22 protein-coding genes are annotated in these 20228 nt (G+C 71.0%); 9 read left to right on the top strand and 13 right to left on the bottom strand.

Annotated elements, in window-relative coordinates; translation table 11 throughout:
* Window positions 1-90: 90 nt before the first annotated feature.
* The gene (locus tag BCF74_RS11370) at window positions 91-849 is read right to left on the bottom strand and encodes a YebC/PmpR family DNA-binding transcriptional regulator (protein WP_106298071.1); all 759 of its coding nucleotides are present in this window, start codon (window positions 847-849) and stop codon (window positions 91-93) included.
* Window positions 846-1463, bottom strand: a complete 618-nt coding sequence (gene pdxT, locus BCF74_RS11375; RefSeq protein ID WP_425432823.1) for a pyridoxal 5'-phosphate synthase glutaminase subunit PdxT — start codon at window positions 1461-1463, stop codon at window positions 846-848. Before pdxT ends, BCF74_RS11370 begins: the two co-directional genes overlap by 4 nt.
* Before the next feature lie 103 nt (window positions 1464-1566).
* Between pdxT and BCF74_RS11380 the strand changes: the two genes are divergently transcribed.
* Entirely contained in the window at window positions 1567-2178 is a 612-nt protein-coding gene (locus BCF74_RS11380) for a hypothetical protein (protein ID WP_106298073.1), read from the top strand.
* 30 nt (window positions 2179-2208) lie between these two features.
* Here BCF74_RS11380 and mraY read toward each other — a convergent pair whose 3' ends face one another.
* Window positions 2209-3294, bottom strand: coding sequence for a phospho-N-acetylmuramoyl-pentapeptide-transferase (gene mraY, locus BCF74_RS11385; RefSeq protein ID WP_106298111.1), 1086 nt, complete (start codon window positions 3292-3294; stop codon window positions 2209-2211).
* A 238-nt stretch (window positions 3295-3532) separates the two neighbouring features.
* On the opposite strand from mraY, the gene BCF74_RS11390 reads away from it, so the two are divergent.
* A complete protein-coding gene (locus BCF74_RS11390; protein WP_106298074.1) occupies window positions 3533-4786 on the top strand; it encodes a kynureninase in 1254 nt (417 codons plus the stop codon).
* Window positions 4787-4804: 18 nt separating this feature from the next.
* Entirely contained in the window at window positions 4805-5611 is an 807-nt protein-coding gene (gene fdhD, locus BCF74_RS11395) for a formate dehydrogenase accessory sulfurtransferase FdhD (protein WP_106298075.1), read from the top strand.
* A 36-nt stretch (window positions 5612-5647) separates the two neighbouring features.
* Here fdhD and BCF74_RS11400 read toward each other — a convergent pair whose 3' ends face one another.
* Window positions 5648-6142, bottom strand: a complete 495-nt coding sequence (locus BCF74_RS11400; RefSeq protein ID WP_106298076.1) for a hypothetical protein — start codon at window positions 6140-6142, stop codon at window positions 5648-5650.
* Window positions 6143-6255: 113 nt separating this feature from the next.
* On the opposite strand from BCF74_RS11400, the gene BCF74_RS11405 reads away from it, so the two are divergent.
* Both BCF74_RS11405 and BCF74_RS11410 read left to right on the top strand, forming a co-directional pair.
* Window positions 6256-6534, top strand: coding sequence for a type II toxin-antitoxin system Phd/YefM family antitoxin (locus tag BCF74_RS11405; protein ID WP_106298077.1), 279 nt, complete (start codon window positions 6256-6258; stop codon window positions 6532-6534).
* A 3-nt stretch (window positions 6535-6537) separates the two neighbouring features.
* On the top strand, window positions 6538-6942 hold the full coding sequence (locus BCF74_RS11410) for a type II toxin-antitoxin system VapC family toxin (protein ID WP_106298078.1): 405 nt from the start codon (window positions 6538-6540) through the stop codon (window positions 6940-6942).
* Window positions 6943-7003: 61 nt separating this feature from the next.
* Here the strand turns inward: BCF74_RS11410 and pdxS are convergent, their stop codons facing one another.
* The 6 genes from pdxS to BCF74_RS11440 form a co-directional block, all read right to left on the bottom strand.
* Window positions 7004-7960 (bottom strand): pyridoxal 5'-phosphate synthase lyase subunit PdxS, encoded by a 957-nt coding sequence (gene pdxS, locus BCF74_RS11415; RefSeq protein ID WP_106298079.1) that lies wholly within the window; start codon window positions 7958-7960, stop codon window positions 7004-7006.
* A gap of 74 nt (window positions 7961-8034) precedes the next feature.
* Window positions 8035-8625, bottom strand: a complete 591-nt coding sequence (locus BCF74_RS11420) for a hypothetical protein (protein ID WP_106298080.1) — start codon at window positions 8623-8625, stop codon at window positions 8035-8037.
* Window positions 8625-9824, bottom strand: a complete 1200-nt coding sequence (locus BCF74_RS11425; RefSeq protein WP_106298081.1) for a glycosyltransferase family 4 protein — start codon at window positions 9822-9824, stop codon at window positions 8625-8627. Before BCF74_RS11425 ends, BCF74_RS11420 begins: the two co-directional genes overlap by 1 nt.
* On the bottom strand, window positions 9821-10846 hold the full coding sequence (locus BCF74_RS11430) for a phosphatidylinositol mannoside acyltransferase (protein WP_245889314.1): 1026 nt from the start codon (window positions 10844-10846) through the stop codon (window positions 9821-9823). Before BCF74_RS11430 ends, BCF74_RS11425 begins: the two co-directional genes overlap by 4 nt.
* On the bottom strand, window positions 10843-11484 hold the full coding sequence (gene pgsA, locus BCF74_RS11435; protein WP_106298082.1) for a phosphatidylinositol phosphate synthase: 642 nt from the start codon (window positions 11482-11484) through the stop codon (window positions 10843-10845). The genes BCF74_RS11430 and pgsA overlap by 4 nt, the downstream gene beginning before the upstream one ends.
* 38 nt (window positions 11485-11522) lie before the next feature.
* Window positions 11523-12071: an HIT family protein gene (locus BCF74_RS11440; RefSeq protein ID WP_106298083.1), complete on the bottom strand. Its 549-nt coding sequence runs from the start codon at window positions 12069-12071 to the stop codon at window positions 11523-11525.
* 217 nt (window positions 12072-12288) lie between these two features.
* On the opposite strand from BCF74_RS11440, the gene BCF74_RS11445 reads away from it, so the two are divergent.
* Window positions 12289-13629, top strand: a complete 1341-nt coding sequence (locus tag BCF74_RS11445; protein WP_106298084.1) for an MFS transporter — start codon at window positions 12289-12291, stop codon at window positions 13627-13629.
* A gap of 70 nt (window positions 13630-13699) precedes the next feature.
* Here BCF74_RS11445 and BCF74_RS11450 read toward each other — a convergent pair whose 3' ends face one another.
* The 3 genes from BCF74_RS11450 to thrS form a co-directional block, all read right to left on the bottom strand.
* Window positions 13700-14275 (bottom strand): hypothetical protein, encoded by a 576-nt coding sequence (locus tag BCF74_RS11450; protein WP_146132943.1) that lies wholly within the window; start codon window positions 14273-14275, stop codon window positions 13700-13702.
* 92 nt (window positions 14276-14367) lie between these two features.
* On the bottom strand, window positions 14368-14829 hold the full coding sequence (locus tag BCF74_RS11455; protein WP_106298086.1) for a GNAT family N-acetyltransferase: 462 nt from the start codon (window positions 14827-14829) through the stop codon (window positions 14368-14370).
* A gap of 13 nt (window positions 14830-14842) precedes the next feature.
* Window positions 14843-16831, bottom strand: coding sequence for a threonine--tRNA ligase (gene thrS / locus BCF74_RS11460; protein ID WP_106298087.1), 1989 nt, complete (start codon window positions 16829-16831; stop codon window positions 14843-14845).
* A 163-nt stretch (window positions 16832-16994) separates the two neighbouring features.
* Between thrS and BCF74_RS11465 the strand changes: the two genes are divergently transcribed.
* The 3 genes from BCF74_RS11465 to BCF74_RS11475 are packed head-to-tail and all read left to right on the top strand — an operon-like array spanning window position 16995 to window position 20225.
* Window positions 16995-17747 carry an N-acetyltransferase gene (locus tag BCF74_RS11465; protein WP_170070224.1) on the top strand — a complete coding sequence of 251 codons (753 nt, stop codon included), beginning with the start codon at window positions 16995-16997 and terminating at the stop codon, window positions 17745-17747.
* Between the two features lie 45 nt (window positions 17748-17792).
* A complete protein-coding gene (locus BCF74_RS11470) occupies window positions 17793-18311 on the top strand; it encodes a GNAT family N-acetyltransferase (protein WP_106298089.1) in 519 nt (172 codons plus the stop codon).
* A gap of 18 nt (window positions 18312-18329) precedes the next feature.
* Complete coding sequence (locus BCF74_RS11475; protein ID WP_106298090.1) at window positions 18330-20225, top strand: alpha/beta hydrolase family protein; 1896 nt, start codon at window positions 18330-18332, stop codon at window positions 20223-20225.
* Window positions 20226-20228: the final 3 nt, after the last annotated feature.

Here is a 20228-nt window from a genome sequence, read left to right on the forward strand (position 1 = left end):
GTGTTCGGTGCCACGCTACACAGGCGCGCCGGACGCGCCCGGCAGCAACACGCGCGGGTGCGCGGCCGGCATACGGCAGCAGCGTGGAACTCAGGCGTCGGCGTCGAGCTCGGCGAGGACTTCGTCGGAGATGTCGCCGTTGGCGAAGACGTCCTGCACGTCGTCGGAGTCCTCGAGGGCCTCGATGACGCGGATCATCTTCTTCGCGCCCTCGGCGTCGAGCGGCACCTGGAGGTTCGGGACCCACGACGCCTCGGCGGAGTCGTAGTCGATGCCGGCGTCCTGGACGGCCTGGCGCACCCCGACGAAGTCGGTCGCCTCGGACACGACCTCCCAGGTGTCGCCGTTGTCGTTGACCTCCTCGGCGCCGGCCTCGAGGACGACCTCGAGGAGCTGGTCCTCGGTCGCGGCCTCCTTGGGCACGAGCACGACGCCCTTGCGGTTGAAGACGTAGGCGACCGAGCCCGGGTCTGCGAGCTGGCCACCGTTGCGGGTGAGCGCGGTGCGCACCTCGGCGGCGGCGCGGTTGCGGTTGTCGGTGAGGCACTCGATGAGGACGGCGACACCGCCGGGCGCGTAGCCCTCGTAGGTGATCGTCTCCCAGTCCGCACCGCCGGCGGTCGCGCCGGAGCCGCGCTTGACGGCGTTGTCGATGTTGTTGTTGGGGACCGAGCTCTTCTTCGCCTTCTGGATGGCGTCGTAGAGGGTCGGGTTGCCGGCCGGGTCACCGCCGCCGGTGCGGGCCGCGACCTCGATGTTCTTGATGAGTTTGGCGAAGAGCTTGCCCCGCTTGGCGTCGATGACCGCCTTCTTGTGCTTCGTGGTCGCCCATTTGCTGTGGCCGCTCATGCGCCCTCTTTCACGATCTCGACGAACAACTGGTGGAACCGGTGGTCACCGGTCACTTCCGGGTGGAAGGAGGTGGCCAGCAACGGCCCCTGACGAACGGCGACGATCCTACCCGCGGCCGGTCCGGTCTCCACGCGCGCCAGCACGTCGACGGCCTCTCCGACCTGCTCGACCCACGGCGCGCGGATGAACACGGCACGCACCGGCTGCGGCCCGAGCTCGCGGATGTGCAGGTCCTCCTCGAAGGAGTCGACCTGCCGCCCGAAGGCGTTGCGGCGCACCGTGATGTCGAGCCCGCCGAGGGTCTGCTGGTCGCGGTGGCCGTCGAGGATCCGGTCGGCGAGCATGATCATGCCCGCGCAGGACCCGTATGCCGGGAGGCCGGCTTCCAGCCGTGCCTTCAGTGGTGCGTGGAGGTCGAAGAGGCGGACGAGCTTGTCCATCGTGGTCGACTCCCCGCCGGGGATGACGAGGCCGTCGACGGCCTCGAGCTCGGCGGGCCGGCGCACGGTCACGGCGGCGGCACCCGCGGCCTCGAGCGCGCGGACGTGCTCGCGCACGTCACCCTGGACGGCGAGGACTCCGATGGTCGGCTGGGCGGTCACGCCCGGAATGCTACGTCCGGGTGAATGGACCCCGGCTCCCGGTTCGGCGGGACGGCGGCGCCCCTTCGGAAAAGCGGGAGCGACGGCGACGTTGGTCCGCGAGAATGCCGCCATGACCGGACAGGCCGCGACACCGACCCAGCTCTTGAGCGATGCCCTCCGCTCGCAGGCCCCGGTCGGCATCGCTCGTGACCTCCTCGCGGATGCAGATGACGTGTGGGGTTACGTCGTGGCGTTGTCCGCGCGATGGGTGGTCCTGCAGTCGCTGGAGGCCGCCGTATACATCGACGGGTACGACGTCATCCGTGTGGATGACATCACGGAGGTCTGGGAGGACGGCGCTGCTGGCTACATCGAGCGCGCTGTTGCTGCACTTGGGCGCCCGGCTCCCGATGTCGCGCTGTCCCAGACCGCAGGGACGGCGGACGTCCTGCAGGTGGCCCGCGATGCCGCGGACTTGATGTGCGTCCACTTCGAGAAGGACGACGACGCTCCGATGCTCGTGGGACATCTCGTGCGCCTGGACGAGACGACGTTCGACCTGCAGCTCATCGACCCGGGAGGTGTCTGGGAGGTCGATGTCGCCCAGATCGCCTGTACGGAGGTCACACGCGTCGAGTTCGGTGACCGCTACTCGGTCGCGCTGACGAGGTTCGGAGACCGTAGACCCGAGCCCGAGGGAGCCCGTGCGCTCGACTCGTTCTGTACTGACGAGGTCGACTAACCCACTGACCCGAGCATTACCGCGCGCGGCTCAGGCGAGCCAGGCGATGTAGAAGATGCTGAGGCCGGTGAGGACGAAGACACCGGCGATGACCCAGAAGCGAATGACGACGTTGACCTCGGACCAGCCGAGGTGCTCGAAGTGGTGGTGGATCGGCGTGATCCGGAAGATCCGCCGGCCCGTCCCGGTGAAGCGCCGGGTGAGCTTGAACCACGTCACCTGCAGCATGACCGACATCGTCTCGAGGACGAGAACTCCCGCGATGACGGCCATGAGCACCTCGGTGCGGGACATGATCGCGAACCCGGCGAGTGCTCCCCCGATGGCGAGCGACCCGACGTCGCCCATGATGATCTGGGCCGGCTTGGCGTTCCACCAGAGGAAGCCGACGCAGGCACCCGAGATCGCCGCGGCATACACCGCGAGGTCGAGCGGGTCGCGCACCTGGTAGCACTGCTCCGCGACGACGTTGGGCCGCGCCGAGCCGCACAGCTGGTTGCTCTGCCAGACGTTGATGAGCAGGTAGGCGCCGAAGATCATCGCGCCGATGCCGGTGAGCAGGCCGTCGACGCCGTCGGTGAGGTTGGCGGCGTTGGAGGTCGCCGTGACGATGAACCAGATGAGCAGCAGGACGACAACGAGCGGCAGCTTCACGCCCCAGTCCTGCGTGATCGACAGCGACTGCGAGGCCGGCCGGACACCGCGCTCGTCGGCGAAGAACTGTGTCGCGAGGACGCCGAACACCAGCGCGATCGCCGTCTGCCCGAGCATCTTCGCCTTGCCGGGCAGGCCGCGGTTGTCCTGCTGGTAGACCTTGATGAAGTCGTCAAGGAACCCGAGGACCGCGCAGCCGACGAAGAGCAGCATGAGCAGCCAGGCGCTCGCGCTCGGGGTGTGGCCGGTCGCGAACGTGGCGACGAGGTATGCCGCGGTGGAACCGAGGACGATGACGACGCCACCCATCGTCGGGGTGCCGCGCTTGACGAGGTGGGTCGTCGGTCCGTCGACGCGGATGGGCTGGCCGAAGCCGTGCTTGCGGAACCAGGCGACGGCTGCTCGGGTGCCGAACAGGGTGAGGGTCAGCGCGATGGCGCCACTGAGCGCGACGCCCCGCATGCGTTCCTCCTCGGTCGACCCGGACTGCCCGGTCATCCTTCCGCAGTCGCGAGGCCCGGACGGTGACCGACACCCCCCTGCTTCCCGCCTGCCGCGAGGGGAGGCCGCCACAGACCCGGTCCCTCTTTGTCCGGTCTATGACGGATAGGTATGTACAAGTACCTATCCGTCATAGACGTCTGAACGCACCCATGAGGTCCGGCGCGGGGCGCATCTCGCCGGGTGAGAGAGTCAGGGCATGAGCGACGACGCCCTCACCGAGCTCCGCCAGCGCGCCGACCGGCTCGACGCCGAGCACGTCGCCACCGACCGGCGCGACGCGTTCGAGCTGCCGGAGGGCGTGACCTACCTCGACGGCAACTCCCTCGGCGCGCTGTCGCTTGCCGCCCGTGACGCCCTGCGCGACGCCGTCGACCGACAGTGGGGCCGGCAGCTCATCCGCGCCTGGAACGAGTCGCGGTGGTGGACCGCCCCCGAGCGAGTCGGCGACCGCATCGCCGAGCTCGTCGGCGCGCCGGCGGGCAGCATCGTCGTCGGAGACTCGACGACGGTGAGCCTCTACAAGGCCGTGTATGCCGCGGCGCGGCTGCGCGCGGACGACTCACGTCGCGTCGTGCTCACCGACCCCGACTCGTTCCCCACCGACGTCCACGTCACCCGCGGCGTGTGCGACCAGCTCGGACTCACCCTCGAGCTCGTGCACCCGACAGAAGCCGCCTCGCGCCTCGAGGGCTCGAACGACGTTCTCCTCGCGGCCTACTCGCACGTGGACTACCGCACCGGCGAGCTCTGGGACCTCGCCGCGATCACCCGGGCCGCCCACGACGCCGGCGCCCTCGCCTGCTGGGACCTGTGCCACTCGGCCGGCGTCGTCGACGTCGACCTCGCCGGCGGTGGCGCGGACTTCGCCGTGGGCTGCGGCTACAAGTACCTCTCCGGCGGCCCCGGCGCCCCGGCGTTCCTCTATGTCGCACCGGCTCACCTGCCGCGGTTCACCAACCCCATCCTCGGCTGGAACGGTCACGCCACCCCCTTCGCGATGTCGCCCGAGCACGTCCCCGCCGAGGGCATCACCCGGGCCCGGGTCGGCACCCCGCCCGTCCTCGGGATCGTCGCGCTGGAAGGCGCGCTCACGGCATACGACGGCCTCTCGGTCGGCGACGTCCGGGCACGCTCGCTCTCGCTCACCGGCTTCTTCCTCGACTGCCTCGACCTGCTGGGCATCGACCTGCCGGTCGCCACCCCGCGCGAGGACACGCGGCGCGGCTCACAGGTCAGCCTGCGGCACCCCGATGCGTATGCCGTGGTGCAGGCCCTCATCGCGCGCGGGGTCATCGGCGACTTCCGTGAGCCGGACATCGTGCGGCTGGGTTTCGCGCCGCTCTACCTCTCGCACGGCGACGTGCTCGACGCGGCGACGGCACTGCGGGAGGTCCTCGTCGGCGAGGAGTTCGCGCGTCCCGAGCACCGGCGGCGTGACCTCGTGACCTGACCGGGTGACAATGGGGCGATGGGACGCGTGACATCGAGACACAAGGTCCTCCGCCTCGACGTCGGCGGGGACTCCTCGCGCGTCATCGACACCGTGGCGTGCGAGGAGCCGCTCGAGATCCGCCTCGGTGACGAGGTGTTCACCGTGACAATGCGCACCCCGGGCCACGACATCGACCTCGCCCACGGGCTGCTGCGCGCCGAGGGCGTCATCTCCTCGCGCGAGGACGTCGTGTCGGCGCGGTTCTGCTCGGACCTCGACACCCTCAACGTGCTGCGTCTCGACGTGCCCGGTCGCGACCCGTCGCGCGCGGTGACCTCCACCCGCAACCTCGCCTCGCTCGGCGGGTGCGGGCTCTGCGGAACGACGGCGGTCGACGCCATCGAGAACGTCGTCGCGGCCAAGCCTCCGGAGACCCTGTGGGAGCCAACCCAGATCGTCGCTGCCCTCGACGAGCTGCGTTCTCGCCAGCCGGTGTTCGACAAGACCGGCGGCGTGCACGCGGCCGGTCTCGTGCCGGCGGGGACGAGCGGGCTCGCGATCGTGCGCGAGGACATCGGCCGGCACAATGCCGTCGACAAGGTCCTCGGCGCTGCCCTGGTCACCGACGTCGACACCCGCGGCGCGCTGCTCGTCGTGTCGAGCCGGGCCAGTTTCGAGATCGTGCAGAAGGCGGCCGTCGCCGGCATCTCGGTGCTCGCCTGCGTCTCAGCGCCGAGCTCGCTCGCCATCGAGGCCGCCGACCGGCTCGGCGTGACGCTGGTCGCCTTCGCCCGCGGCTCGAAGATGGGCGTCTACACGCACGACCACCGCATCCCGCACTGACCCGCGAACCGGAGCGGACGGCATACCGCAAAGAGCTCAGCGGCTCACCTGCGCCCCGTGCCATGCCAGCATCGCGAGGAACTCGTCGGCATAGCGCCGCTCGCGGATGTCCTTGAAGTCGTTGTCCACCAAAGCGTTGATGTGCTCGTGACTCACGGTGAGGTTGATCCGCCCGGTCTGTGGCGAGTCGAGCCAGATCTCGGACAAGGCGAGCACGCTGTTCTTGCCGCCCCGGAACTGGTGGGCCGGCACGAGCCAGGTCGGCTCGGGACCACGCCCCTCGTGGAATCCGAGCCAGCCGTTCTCGATCCGGACGTGCCCCTTGCGGCCCCGGAAGCTCGGATGCTTGCCGTCATCGGTGACGACAGCGTTCCACTCCCCCGAGCGGGCGCCAGGCTGGACCTGCACGAAGCCCGGCGCCCCGCTGTTCTTCACCCGCCGGCCGTGCGTCGCGATCCGGTAGTTCACATAGAGGCCCACGAGGATGATCAGGATCGGACCGGCCCAGGACACCACGTCGAGTGCTTTCACGGACCTACCGTATGCCGACCCGGATCCGGACGGGCCGGGTCCGCGGGGTCGTGCCAAGGCGCGGGTGACTCTCGCGGCTCGCCCATGTCAGACACACGTACTACAGTCATGGCATGAAGATCGTCTCCAAGCGGGAGCTGAACCAGCACACCGCAGCCGTGCTCAGTGAAGTCACGGACGCCGACGACGTGGTCGTGACCGAGCGCGGCGTCCCGCGCTGGCGGGTCAGCACCGTGCGCGAGGCCGAGTCGACGCTGTCCCGCCTGGAGCGCGAAGGCCTCTACACCCCGCCCGCCGCCGAGGCCAGTCCGTGGCCGCGCCGAGCCCTCGGTCGCCGGTACTCCGAAGCCGAGCTGGGTGACCTCCTCGCCGAGATGCGAGAGGACCACTGATCGATGGCGACCGGGATCGTCTATCTCGACTCGTCCGTGGCACTGCGCACCATTCTCGACGTGCCACAACGCCCACGGCTCCAGGCGTGGGTCGATGCCCTCTCCGGCCCGCTGGTGTCGTCCAGGCTGCTGCGAACCGAGATGGTTCGCGTGCTCCGCCGCGAAGGTCGACCGCTCGACCAGGCCGACGCGCTCCTCACCCGCACGGGGCTCCTTGACATCACCCGAGAGACACACACCGTGGCCGAGTCCATCGGACCACACGTCAGGACGCTCGACGCCATGCACCTTGCCACGGCGCTTTTGGTCGGCGAACCCGTCACCGTGGCGACCCACGACACCTCGATGATGTCGGTCGCACGAGACCTCGGGCTCGCGGTGACCGACCCCGTCGCGGACCTGAGCTGACCGCGTCGGCCCCGGCAGCGTCAAGCAGCGTCAGGCAGCGCCCGTATGCCGCCCGCTCACCTCACCAGCCGCGCTCGGCGAGGCGGTGCGGCTGCGGGATGTCGTCGACGTTGATGCCGACCATGGCCTCCCCGAGGCCGCGCGACACCTTGGCGATGACGTCGGGGTCGTCGTGGAACGTCGTCGCCTTGACGATCGCCTCCGCGCGCTGGGCGGGGTTGCCCGACTTGAAGATTCCCGAGCCGACGAAGACGCCCTCGGCGCCGAGCTGCATCATCATCGCCGCGTCCGCGGGAGTCGCGATGCCGCCGGCGGTGAAGAGGACGACCGGCAGCTTGCCCGCCTCGGCGACCTCGCGGACGAGCTCGTAGGGCGCCTGCAGCTCCTTGGCCGCGACGTAGAGCTCGTCCTCGGGAAGGCTCTGCAGGCGCCGGATCTCCTGGCGGATCTGGCGCATGTGCGTCGTCGCGTTGGAGACGTCGCCCGTGCCGGCCTCGCCCTTGGAACGGATCATCGCCGCCCCCTCGGTGATCCGGCGCAGCGCCTCGCCGAGGTTCGTCGCGCCGCAGACGAAGGGAACCGTGAAGGCCCACTTGTCGATGTGGTTGCTGTAGTCGGCCGGCGTGAGCACCTCGGACTCGTCGATGTAGTCGACGCCGAGGCTCTGCAGCACCTGCGCCTCGACGAAGTGGCCGATGCGGGCCTTGGCCATGACCGGGATCGAGACGGCCTCGATGATGCCGTCGATCATGTCGGGGTCGGACATGCGCGAGACGCCGCCCTGGGCGCGGATGTCGGCCGGGACCCGCTCGAGCGCCATGACCGCGACCGCGCCGGCGTCCTCGGCGATCTTCGCCTGCTCGGGCGTGACGACGTCCATGATGACGCCGCCCTTGAGCATCTCCGCCATGCCCCGCTTGACCCGCGTCGTGCCGGTCGCGCCGGTGACGGCGGCGGTCGCCTCGGCTGGGGTGGACGGATCGGTGGAGGACGCTGCAGGCAGGGAGGGCTGGCTCATGCGACGAAGTCTAGGACCGACGCGAGAGTGCCACGGACCGCGTCCACGGCGGCCCGTTCGCGAGCGATCCTCTGTCAGTCGACGACGGCCGGAGGCAGGTCGTCGTCGAACTCGACCGGCTCGGGCAGCGCGGCCCGACCGGCGAGCCGGAACAGCCGGACGAACCACTTCTCGCGCACGCGGCGCACCTCGCGGACCGCGTCGTTGTGGAAGCGTCGCGCCATCTGCGCGCGCAGGGCGCTGGCCTCGACCCGGGCCAGCGCATCGGAGCCGGGACCTTGGGGATCGGCACGGAGCTCGGCCACCGTCTCGGGCGTCAGCGCCGCCTTGAGCGCGTCGGTGAGGTCGGTCTCGGTGTGCTCGCGCCCGGCGAAGTTCTGTCCGTCGAGCAGGTCGTGGCTGAGCGGGTGGTGCGTATGCCGTTCGAGGGCTCCGCTCGCGGCGTCTGCGAGCAGGAGGGAGGTGGCCGGGTCCACGGCGCCGCTCGTCGCGAGCTCGAGAGTGGCCTCGGCGCGACGGACGAGCTGGGCGTCGAGGGCGGACACCGCCCCCTCGACCTTGGCGTGCAGCCGGTCGAGGCGGGAAGCGGAGTAGGAGAGGTACCACGCCGCGGCGAGTACGACGAGGGCGACGATCGTCGCGACCTGGAGGATGTCGACCTGCATCAGCTCTCACCTCTCGCGGGCCAGCGCAGCCGGCTCAGCAGCCCCGGTCGCTGGATCGGGTCCAGGGGCGCGCGGTCAGCGCCGTCGATCACCGTCTCGTAGACCGCCATGACCCGCTCGGCGACGACGTCCCAGTCGAAGGAGCGAGCCCGGCGCAGGCCGAGGTCACGAAGTCGCGACCTCTCGTCCGGGGTGCGGAGCAGCTCGACCACGGCCTGCGACAACGCCGGCGAGTCGCCGTTGGCGAAGGTCGCACCGGCGGGCCCGTCCGGGCCGTCCCCGAGGACGGCCGTGAAGGCGCACAGGTCGCTCGCGAGCACCGGCGCGCCAGCGGCCATCGCCTCGACGAGGACGATGCCGAAGCTTTCCCCGCCAGTGTGCGGTGCGACGTAGACGTCGGCGGAGCGCAGCAGGTCGACCTTGTCGGCCTCCGAGACCGCACCGAGGAACTCGGTCGCCGCCCGCACGCGCGGGTCCAACGCGCCGCGGATCTCGTCGACGTCACCGGGACCTGCGACGACGAGCCGGACGCCCGGCACCGCGTCGAGGATCGCCGGCATCGCGTCGGTGAGGACCGACAGGCCCTTGCGCGGCTCGTCGATCCGACCGAGGAACGCCAGGACCGGGCGCTCGGCCGTCCCGGAGAAGCGGGTCGTCTCCCCCGACGGCGTGAACCGGCCGGTGTCGACGCCGTTCGGGATGATGTAGGCGTCGCCCCCGAGGTGCCTCACCACCGTGCTGCGCGCCTCCTCCGAGACGGCGATGCGGGCGCGGATCTTCTCGGTCGACGGCCGCAGCAGCGGGTTCGCCGCGTGCATGGCCCGTGAGCGGAGGTTCGCCGTGTGGAAGGTCGCGACGACCGGTTCGGAGGACGCCCACAGCGCCATGAGCGACGCGCTCGGCGTCACCGGCTCGTGCAGGTGCAGGACGTCGAACTCGCCCTCCTCGAGCCAGCGGCTCACCCGCGACGACGTCACCGGCCCGAAGGTCAGCCGGGCGACGGACCCGTTGTAGCGCACCGGGACGGCGCGTCCGCTGGAGGTGACGTATGCCGGGAGGTCGCCGACGGGGTCGTCGACCGGAGCGAGGACGCCCACCTCGTGCCCCTGGGCCGTGAAGTGCTCGGCAAGGTCGCGGACGTGGAACTGCACGCCCCCTGGCACGTCGAAGGCGTAGGGGCAGACGAGGCCGATCCTCACCGCGCCTCCCCCGCGGTTGTCTCACCCGCAGCGGCCTCCCCCGCCGCCTCCGACCCCGGGACGTGCGCCGCCCCGGCCCGGGCCAGGCGGTCCGCGTCGAGGTCCTTGGTGAAGACCGGCTGGAGCATGTGCCAGTCCGCGGTATGGGTGCGGACGGCGCCACCGAGGGCGTCCGCGCACGCCTGGGTCATCGCCGCGACCCGTTCGGCCGTCGTCCCGGTCCCGGGGTCGGCCACGGCCGGGTGGAAGGTGATGACGATCCCCCATCGGGCGCCGCTCCCCACGGGCAACTTCTCGTGCCGGATGGACACCGGGAACAGCGGTCGTCGCTCCGCGATCGCGAGGGCCGCCGGACCGGCCGCCATGCGAGCGGGAGACCCGCAGAAGTCGACTTCGACCCCGGAACGCGACAGGTCGCGGTCCGCGAGCAGCGGGATGAGCCCGCGCCGCCGCGCCGCCTCCCGCAGCAACGGGAACGGCGCCGGTCCGCCGGTGAGCGGGTGGATGGTCATCCCGAGTCCGGTGCGGAACGCGAGGAACTCCTCGAAGACCTCCTCCGGCTCGAGCCGCTCCGCGACGGTTGTCACGGGGGCGAGGTGGACGGCACCCCACGCGCCGGCGAGGTCCCAGTTGCCGAGGTGGCCGAGGAAGCAGACGACCGACCCGCCGTCGTCGAGCACGGCCCGGACCGGCTCGTCGCCCTCGACCCGCACCCGGGCCGCGAGCTCGTCCGGACCGAGGACGGGCAGCCGGAAGGCCTCGCAGTAGTAGCGCAGGTACGCCCGCATGCCGTCACGGACCAGCGCGTCGAGGGCTGCGTCGTCGAGCTCGGGCCGCACGATGGCGTAGTTCGAGCGCATCCGCGCGGCCCCGCCGCGCGCCACGGTGAGGTCAGCGATCCGGTCGAAGAGCGCGTACGCCGCGCCCTCCGGCATACGGCGAAGGAAGGCCCAGCCGCCCCGGAAGCCGGCCACGGTCGCCGCGTCCCGGACCCGGCCGAGCACCCCCATCGCGCCGGTCACCGCGCGGCGAGGACCTGGCGGCGGACCTCGAGCATGCGCTGCACGACCGTGATGAGGCTGGCCAGCGCGAGGAGCGCGAGGACGACGGTGAGGAAGACCTCGGGGAGGAACCAGCCGACGAGGCCGGTCGTCACGAGGACGGCGACGAGCCGCTCGGCACGCTCGGCGATGCCGACGTTCGCGGTCATGCCGAGGCCTTCGGCGCGAGCCTTCGCGTAGGAGACGACCATGCCGAGGATGAGGCACGCCAGCGCGAGGGCGGCCATGACACCGGGACGCACCTGCAGCCAGCCGTCCGGACGCAGGTTGCGCCCGCCGGCGTAGAAGAGGACGAGCCCGCCGAAGACCGACGCGTCCGCCACGCGGTCGAGGGTGGAGTCGAGGAAGGCACCCCACGTGCTTGAGCGCTCCATGCGGCGCGCCATGATCCCGTCGACGGTGTCGGAGAAGACGAAGGCCGTGATGACGAGCGTCCCGATGAGGAACTCGCCGCGCGGGTAGAACAGCAGCGCGCCCAGGCTCACCCCGAGGGTGCCGACGACCGTGACGACGTCGGGGCTGATCCCGAGCCGGATCAGCAGCGACGCCAGGGGCGTGAAGAGCTTCGTGAAGAAGGGCCGCGCGTACTTGTTGAGCATGGTGGCGCCAGCCTAGTGGCCAGTGGCCGTCATCCCGCTCAGGCCGACGGCCAAGCGGCGACGAGCCGTGTCCGGGCGTCCTCGAGCAGCACCGGCAGCGCCTTGGTCTGCCCCACGACGGGCAGGAAGTTCATGTCCCCGCCCCAGCGCGGCACGATGTGCTGGTGCAGGTGCGCGGCGACGCCCGCGCCGGCGACCTCGCCCTGGTTCATCCCGATGTTGAAGCCGTGCGGACCCGAGCTCTCGGTCAGCGCGCGAATCGCGGACTTGGTCAGGGCGGTGAACTCGGCCGTCTCCTCGTCGGTGAGGTCGACGTAGAGGGACACGTGCCGGTACGGGCAGACGAGGACGTGCCCCGGGTTGTAGGGGAAGAGGTTCATGACGACGTAGCAGTGCTCGCCGCGGTGGACGATGAGCCCCTCGGCGTCCTCGCGCTCCGGCGCTGCGCAGAACGGGCAGCCCTCGCCGGCCTCCTTCGACGGCCGCTCCCCCGTGACATAGGCGAGGCGGTGGGGAGTCCAGAGCCGGTCGAACCCGTCCGGCTCGCCCGCGAAGTCGGCGGCGGGAGTCGTCGGGACGTCGCTCATGGTCCGATCCTAAGCACCCGGTAGGGCACCCGCTGCCGCCGGCAGCGTCGGGCGACACGTGTGAGGGCCGCGGTGCCGTCCCCTGACTCGGCACCGCGGCCCTTCACCCACTCAGACGCCTGAAATGCCCGTGAGGTTGCCTCGTGTCGGAAACAATTTCCGTCTCGGCTGTCGGGCGCCGCTTGTCGTGCACGCTCCGTCGTCGCAGGGTGCAGGGATGACCACGACTCCCGGCACCCCCTCCGGACCGTCCGCGCCCGACGCCTCCGGGTCCACGAGCACCCTGGAGCGCGCCCGCGCCCACTCGCCCCGCCAGCTCGCCGCGGCCTCGGTCGGCAACCTCGTCGAGTGGTACGACTGGTACGCCTACAGCTTCCTCGCCGTGTACTTCGCGACCCAGGTCTTCCCCGAGTCGGAGTCGGGTCTTACCCAGCTGCTCAACACCTTCGCGATCTTCGCGGTCGGCTTCTTCTTCCGCCCCGTCGGCGGTCTGCTCATGGGTGCACTCGCCGACCGGATCGGGCGCAAGCCGGCCCTCACCGCGACGATCCTGCTCATGGGGGCCGGGTCGCTGCTCATCGCCGTCCTGCCGACCTACGCGAGCGTGGGCATCCTCTCGCCGATCCTCCTGGTCCTCGCCCGCGTCATCCAGGGCCTGTCGGTCGGCGGTGAGTTCGCCGCCGCGACGACGTTCCTCGTCGAGAGCGCGCCACCGAAGCGCCGCGGGTTCTTCTCGAGCTTCCAGTACGTCTCGACGACCATCGGTCAGCTGCTCGCGTCCGGTCTCGCGGCGTGGCTCGCGTCGTCGCTCTCCGAGGGCGACATGCAGTCGTGGGGCTGGCGCATCCCGTTCTTCGTCGGGGCCGGGCTCTCGCTCGTCGGTCTCGTCATCCGCGCCGGCGCCCACGAGACACTCGAGGACGCCGAGGACCTGCGGACCGGCCGCACCGCCCGACCGGGCCTGTTCGACGCGCTCAAGCACCACCCCCGCGAGTCGCTCCTCATCGTCGGCATCACCATCGCCGGCACCATCGCGTACTACACGTGGACGACCTACCTGCCCACCTATGCCCAGACCTACGCGGACGTCTCCAAGGCGGACTCGCTCCAGGCCGGGACGATCGCGCTCGTCTTCTTCGCGCTGCTCCAGCCGGTCATGGGCACGATCTCGGACCGCATCGGCCGCAAGCCGCTGCTCATCACGTTCGCGGCGTTCTTCGTCGTGGCGACGGTGCCGCTGCTGCGCCTCCTCGACACGTCGATGTCGCGGCTGCTGCTCGTGCAGTGCATCGGCATGGTCTTCCTCGCGATGTTCACCTCGATCTCGGCCGCGGTGAACGCCGAGACGATCCCCGCCCGCGTGCGAGCGTCGGGGATCGGCTTCCCGTACTCGCTCTCCGTCGCCCTCTTCGGCGGGACCGCGCCCTACGTCGGGACGTGGTTCAAGGGACAGGGCATGGACTCGGCCTTCCCCATCTACATCAGCGTGCTCTGCCTCGTGTCGCTGCTCGTCTACGTCTTCGCACTGCGCGAGACGGCGCACAAACCGCTCCCGTGAGGTGAGCGGACGGCATACCGGCGCGCCGTGTCGGTATGCCGTCCGCCCGCCCTCCGCGGGCCCCCTCGACTCAGAAGTTGTCGAGGGTGTCCTCCACGCCCGCGATGGCGGCCTCGCGGGCCTCCTCCGGGGTCGCGGCGTCGCCGGACCAGTCCCGGATCACCACGGAGACGACGTACTTGCCCTGGGCCACCACGGCCGCGTAGCTGTCACCGTCGGTGAGGAGCAGGTGAGTCCTGGGGTTCGTGCCCTCCCACGTCGTCGGCGCCCAGCCCTCGATGAGCGAGCACACACCGCCGTCCGTGGCGACGTCCTGGAGAGCGTTCCTCGCGTTCTTCCACAGCGTGACGGTGAGGTCCGCACTGAGCTGGTCGAGGTCGTTCGACCCGTCGTAGTACGTCCACTGGCGCCCCATGAGGGTCGCCGTTGCTCCCTCGTTCGCGGGGTCGCACACCTGCGCACCGCTGACCGTCGGCGTCAGCGGGTAGTTGCCGAGGTCCCACTGGAGCGGCTGGCCCGCCATGGTCTCCGGCGCGACGTCCGGGATGGTCGGCGCCGGACGGGCGGCGACCGCCTGCGTGCTGGCACCGACGAGCACAGCCCCCGAGACGAGTGCCGTCGAGAGAATGCGTGTGTATCTGGACATGCCTGATCCCCTTGCTGTCCGGGGCGGGCCCCTCGCCCGCCCTCACCGACGCAGACGCACGCCGGACGGAGAAAGGTTGCATCCGTGGCGGGTCAACCCCGCCGCCACTCCATGAGTCGGCTGTCCGGAGTGGTGAAGCCGGCGCGCTCGTAGAGGCTGCGCGCCTTGGGATCCGCGCTGAGCTGCATGCGCGTGACCCCGTTGTCACTCGCCCACACCTGCAGGGCCTCGATCAGGCGGCCACCGAGCCCGGCTCCCCGCGCGTCGGCGGTGACGAAGAGCAGGCTCACGTGCAGCCAGCGCTCGTCGGGTCGGCGCGAGCTCGGCAGCTTCGTCACGATGGCAGCCGTGACCATGCCGAGCGGCCGCCCGTCGGCTGCTTCCGCGAGGAACGTGACGCGCCGCCGGTCGGCGAGCCACGCGTCGGCGTACCGGTCGAGGAACCCGGGCTCGATGGTGGCTCCGCATTCCCGGTCGTCCTGCATCGTCAGCGCCGCGACGGCGAACGCGTCACGGGGCTCGGCGAGCCGGACGACGGGGGCGGCCAGGGTCATGTCCGGGTGCGCCTCAGACCTGTGCTCGCGTCTCGATCGCGGTGAGCACCTCGGCGATCGCGTCCTCGACCGGCACGCCGTTCTTCTGCGAGCCGTCGCGGTAGCGGAAGGACACCGCACCGTTGCTGCGGTCCTCGTCGCCGGCGATGAGGATGAATGGCACCTTGGACTTGGACGCGTTGCGGATCTTCTTGGGGAAGCGGTCGTCGGAGTCGTCGAGCTCGACGCGAATCCCCTTGGCGCGCATCTGCTTCAGGACGTCGTTCAGGTAGTCGGCGAACTCGTCGGCCACGGGCACGCCGAGCACCTGCACCGGGCTCAGCCACACGGGGAAGGCGCCCGCGTAGTGCTCGGTGAGGACGCCGATGAACCGCTCGATCGAGCCGAACTTCGCCGAGTGGATCATCACCGGCTCCTGACGAGACCCGTCGGAGGCCTGGTACTCGAGACCGAACCGGTGCGGCTGGTTGAAGTCGTACTGGATCGTCGACAGCTGCCAGGTGCGGCCGATGGCGTCGCGCGCCTGGACCGAGATCTTCGGCCCGTAGTAGGCCGCGCCACCGGGGTCGGGCACGAGCTCGAGCCCGGACTCGGTCGCGACCTCCTCAAGGATCGCGGTCGCCTCGGCCCACTGCTCGTCGGTGCCGATGAACTTGTCCTTCTTCTCGCCCTCCTCGTCCCGGGTGGACAGCTCGAGGTAGAAGTCGTCGAGGCCGAAGTCGCGCAGCAGCCCGAGGACGAAGTCGAGCAGGTGCTTGATCTCCCCCGGCGCCTGCTCGCGGGTGACGTAGGAGTGCGAGTCGTCCTGGGTCAGGCCCCGCACGCGGGTGAGGCCGTGGACGACGCCGGACTTCTCGTTGCGGTAGACCGACCCGAACTCGAAGAGCCGCAGCGGCAGCTCGCGGTAGGACCGGCCGCGCGAGCGGAAGATGAGGTTGTGCAGGGGGCAGTTCATCGCCTTGAGGCGGTAGTCCGTGCCGTCGAGGTCGAACGGCGGGAACATCCCGTCGGCGAAGAACGGCAGGTGCCCCGAGGTGTGGAACAGCGCCTCCTTGGAGATGTGCGGCGTCCCGACGTAGTCGAAGCCCTCCTCGATGTGCCGACGGCGGACGTAGTCCTCCATCTCGCGCTTGATGACGCCGCCCTTGGGGTGGAAGACCGGCAGCCCCGACCCGAGCTCGTCGGGGAAGCTGAAGAGGTCGAGCTCGGCGCCGAGCTTGCGGTGGTCGCGCTTCTCGGCCTCGGCGAGGCGATCGAGGTAGGCCTTGAGGTCGGCCTTGTCGGCCCACGCGGTGCCGTAGATGCGCTGCAGCTGCGGGTTCTTCTCGCTGCCGCGCCAGTAGGCGCCGCCGGAGCGCATGAGCTTGAAGGCGTTGCCGAGGACCTTGGTCGTCGGGACGTGCGGGCCGCGGCAGAGGTCACCCCACGCGCGCTCGCCGTCCTTCTTCACGTTGTCGTAGATCGTCAGCTGCGAGCCGCCGACCTCGACGTCGGCGCCCTCGGCCGCGTCTCCCGCGGAGCCGCCCTTGAGGCCGATGAGCTCGACCTTGTAGGGCTCATCCCTCAGCTCGACGAGGGCCTCGTCGTCGCTGATCTCGCGGCGCACGAAGGACTGCCCCTCGTTGACGATGCGCTGCATGACCTTCTCGAGAGCCTTGAGGTCCTCCGGCTCGAAGGGCTTGTCGACGTCGAAGTCGTAGTAGAACCCGTCACGCACCGGTGGTCCGATCCCGAGCTTGGCCTGCGGGTTGACCTCCTGCACGGCCTGCGCGAGGACGTGGGCAGCACTGTGCCGCAGCACATCCAGCCCGTCCTGCTCCTGCGCGGTCACGGGTTCGACGGTGTCGCCGTCGGCGAGGACGTGGGCGAGGTCGCGCAGCTCGCCGTTGACGCGGGCGACGAGGACGTCGCGCTGGCCCTCGAACAGGTCGGCCGCTGTCGTCTCCCGGTCCACCGATCGCTCGTCTCCTGCGACGCGGACGGTGATCTGGTCTGACGACACGGTGCTGCTCCTGAGAGGTGGGGACTGCGAAGGGGTATGCCGTCCGCTGCGGTGAGCGGCCCGCGCGCCTCGCGCGCGCACCCGCGGTGCGCGGGCGGCATACCGATGCTATCCGTCGGAAAAGAGCAGGCGCGACGGAGTTCAGGTGTGCGACCGTCGCGCCATGGACCTCGTCATCGCCACCCGTGCCGAGCGGCCGGACCTCGCCGAGACCCAGGCCGCGTTCGAGAACCCGTGGCCGGAGTTCATGAAGTGGGACCCGCTCGGCGACCTCTACTACACGCGCACGCGGACGGCATACGCGCAGTACTGCCTCGTCGCGTGGGACGCGGCGGACCCGACGCGCATCGTCGCCGAGTCGAACTCGGTGCCGTTCGCGATGGGCGCGGACATCGGCCGGCCGGAGCTGCCCGAGTCCGGCTGGGACGGTGTGCTCATGTGGGCGTGGCTCGACGAGGTCGCGGGGCGCGAGCCGACGCACCTGTCCGCGCTCGAGGTGGCGATCCGTGCTGACCTGCAGGGCACCGGGCTGGCGTCCGTCATGCTCGAGGCCAAGCGCCGCAACGCCGCTCGTCTCGGGTTCACCGAGCTCGTGGCGCCGGTCCGGCCGAACGCCAAGCACCTCGAGCCGCACACGCCGATGAGCGAGTACGCGTTCCGGACCCGCGAGGACGGGCTGCCGGCGGACCCGTGGCTGCGGCTGCACGTGCGTGCCGGCGGGGTCATCGAGGGCGTCTGCTCGCGGGCCATGGCGATCCCCGGGACGCTCGACGAGTGGCGGTCGTGGACGGGCCTGCCGTTCGACAGGTCCGGCGACGTCGTCGTGCCCGAGGCGCTGAACCCGGTCCACGTCAGCGTCGAGCAGAACCATGCGGTCTACGTCGAGCCCGGGGTGTGGGTGCGCCACCGGTTGTGAGTGCGCGCGGCACGCGCGGGCGGGACAGTGGGTGAGACTGTGCCCATGCCCGCCGACTCCCCGCTCGTGCTGTCGGAGGTCCCGTTCGACGACCCGCGCGTCACGGCCCTCGTCGCGCAGGTGCAGGCGTACTACGTCGAGATCTATGGCGGTCCGGACGAGTCGCCAGTCGACCCGCGCGAGTTCGACTCTCCCACGGGGCTGTTCGTCATCGGGACAGTGGACGGCGAGCCGGTCGCGATGGGTGGCTGGCGGTTGCGCCCCGAGCTCTTCGGTGCGTTCGGAGGCCGGGTCGCCGAGGTCAAGCGGATGTTCGTCAGCCCGCGGGTGCGTCGTCGGGGGTTCGCGGCCACGGTGCTCGAGCGGCTCGTGGCGACGGCGCGCGAGGCCGGCGTCGACGCCCTCGTCCTCGAGACGGGCACCGCCCAGTCCGAGGCGGTCGCGTTGTACGAGGCGGCCGGCTGGGTGCCGACGCTGGCGTTCGGTCACTACGCCGCGTCGGGGACGTCGCGCTACTACGGCCTCTCGCTCACCGGAGGCGTTCTCCCGCCACCGGACCGGTGAGCACCTAGGTTGGAGCGCGTGATTGCGCAGCCCCACGGTTCCTGGCCCTCCCCGCTCTCCCCCGCCGCCCTCACCGCGGCGACCCGCGCCCTCGACGAGGTCCGCCTCGACGGCGCAGACACCTACTGGCTCGAAGGGCGTCCGTGGGAGGGCGGCCGGGTGGTCCTGGTCCGCCACGTCGGCGCCACCGGCGCCGTCGAGGACGTGGTCGGGTCCGGGGTCAACGTGCGCTCACGAGTCCACGAGTACGGCGGCGGGGCGTATGCCGTCCGCTCGGGGACCGTGGTCGTCACGACGATGCCCGACCTGCGGGTGCACGTCGTCGAGGCCGACGGGTCGCTGCGCGCCATCACGCCGGAGGGCGGGTTCCGTTATGGCGGACTCGTCCTCGGCGACGGGTTCGTCCTCGCGGTGCGTGAGGACCACTCCGGCGGCGGGGATCCGGTCAACACGCTCGTGCGGCTGTCGCTCGACGGCGACAACGCCGACGGTGGCCGGGTGATGTGGGCCGGTTCCGACTTCGTGTCGCGTCCTGCGCTGTCCGAGGACGGGACGCAGGTCGCGGTCGTCACCTGGGACCACCCGAACATGCCCTGGGACACGACGACACTGCGCCGGGCCGCCCTCGTCGACGGTGACGGCGAGCTGGACTGGTCGGTCGTCGCCGGTGGCGCGGACGTCGCCGTCGGCCAGCCCCGGTTCGGCCCGGACGACTCACTGTGGTTCGTCTCGGACGAGTCGGGGTGGTGGAACCTCAAGCGGGACAACGGTTCCGGCGCCGAGTCGGTCCACTCCACCGAGGCCGACGTCATGCAGCCGCAGTGGGTGCTCGGCATGAGCGACTTCGCCCTCCTCGACGACGGCCGGGTCCTCGTGCACTGGTGGGCCGACGGCGTCGGGCGGCTCGGGATCCTCGACCCGTCGACCGGGGCCCTCGAGGACCTCGACATCGGGCTCGAGGGTGCCGTCCAGTTCGACCAGCTCCAGTCGGCCGGAGGAGACGTGGCGGTGCGCGTCGGCACCCTCTCGGCCCTACCCGTCATCGTCCGCGGGCTGGTCACCGGACCCTTCACGACGCTGCGGCGCAGCAGCGACGACGGCCTCGACCCGGCATACGCCGCGACGGCGCAGCCGTGGACCTGGACCAACACGCGCGGCGAGGACGTGCACGGCGTCTTCCTCGCGCCCACGCACCCCGACGTCACCGGCCCGGAGGGTGAGCTGCCGCCGCTCCTCGTCTTCGTCCACGGTGGGCCGACGAGCCGCAGCGAGGCCGGGCTCCAGCTGGCGCGGGCGTTCTGGACGACGCGCGGTTTCGCCGTCCTCGACGTCAACTACTCGGGCAGCACCGGCCACGGCCGCGCCTACCGCGACCGGCTGCTCGGGCAGTGGGGTGTCGCCGACATCGACGACGTCGTCTCCGGCGCCCGCTCCCTCGCCGAGGCAGGCCACGTCGATGGATCGCGCCTCGCCATCCGAGGCGGGTCGGCCGGCGGGTACACGGTGCTGCGCGCGCTGACGACGAGTGACGCCTTCGCGGCCGGGACGTCGTACTTCGGGGTTGCCGACCTCGAGGCGCTCGCGACGGACACGCACAAGTTCGAGTCGCGCTACCTCGACCGGCTCGTCGGGCCCTACCCCGAGGCGAAGGACGTCTACGTCGAGCGATCCCCCGTACACCACCTCGACGCGGTGACGGGCGCGGTGCTGCTGCTGCAAGGCGGCATCGACGAGGTCGTGCCGCAGGCGCAGGCCGAGGCGATGGAGCAGGCGCTGCGCGAGGCCGGCAAGGATGTCGACCTCGTCATCTACCCCGACGAGGGTCATGGGTTCCGGGCCGCGTCGGCCATCGAGGACTCCCTGACGCGGGAGCTGGCGTTCTACGGCCGGGTCCTCGGCTTCACCCCCGCCTGAGGT

Source organism: Knoellia remsis (assembly GCF_003002895.1).
In the GTDB taxonomy this organism is placed as follows: domain Bacteria; phylum Actinomycetota; class Actinomycetes; order Actinomycetales; family Dermatophilaceae; genus Knoellia; species Knoellia remsis.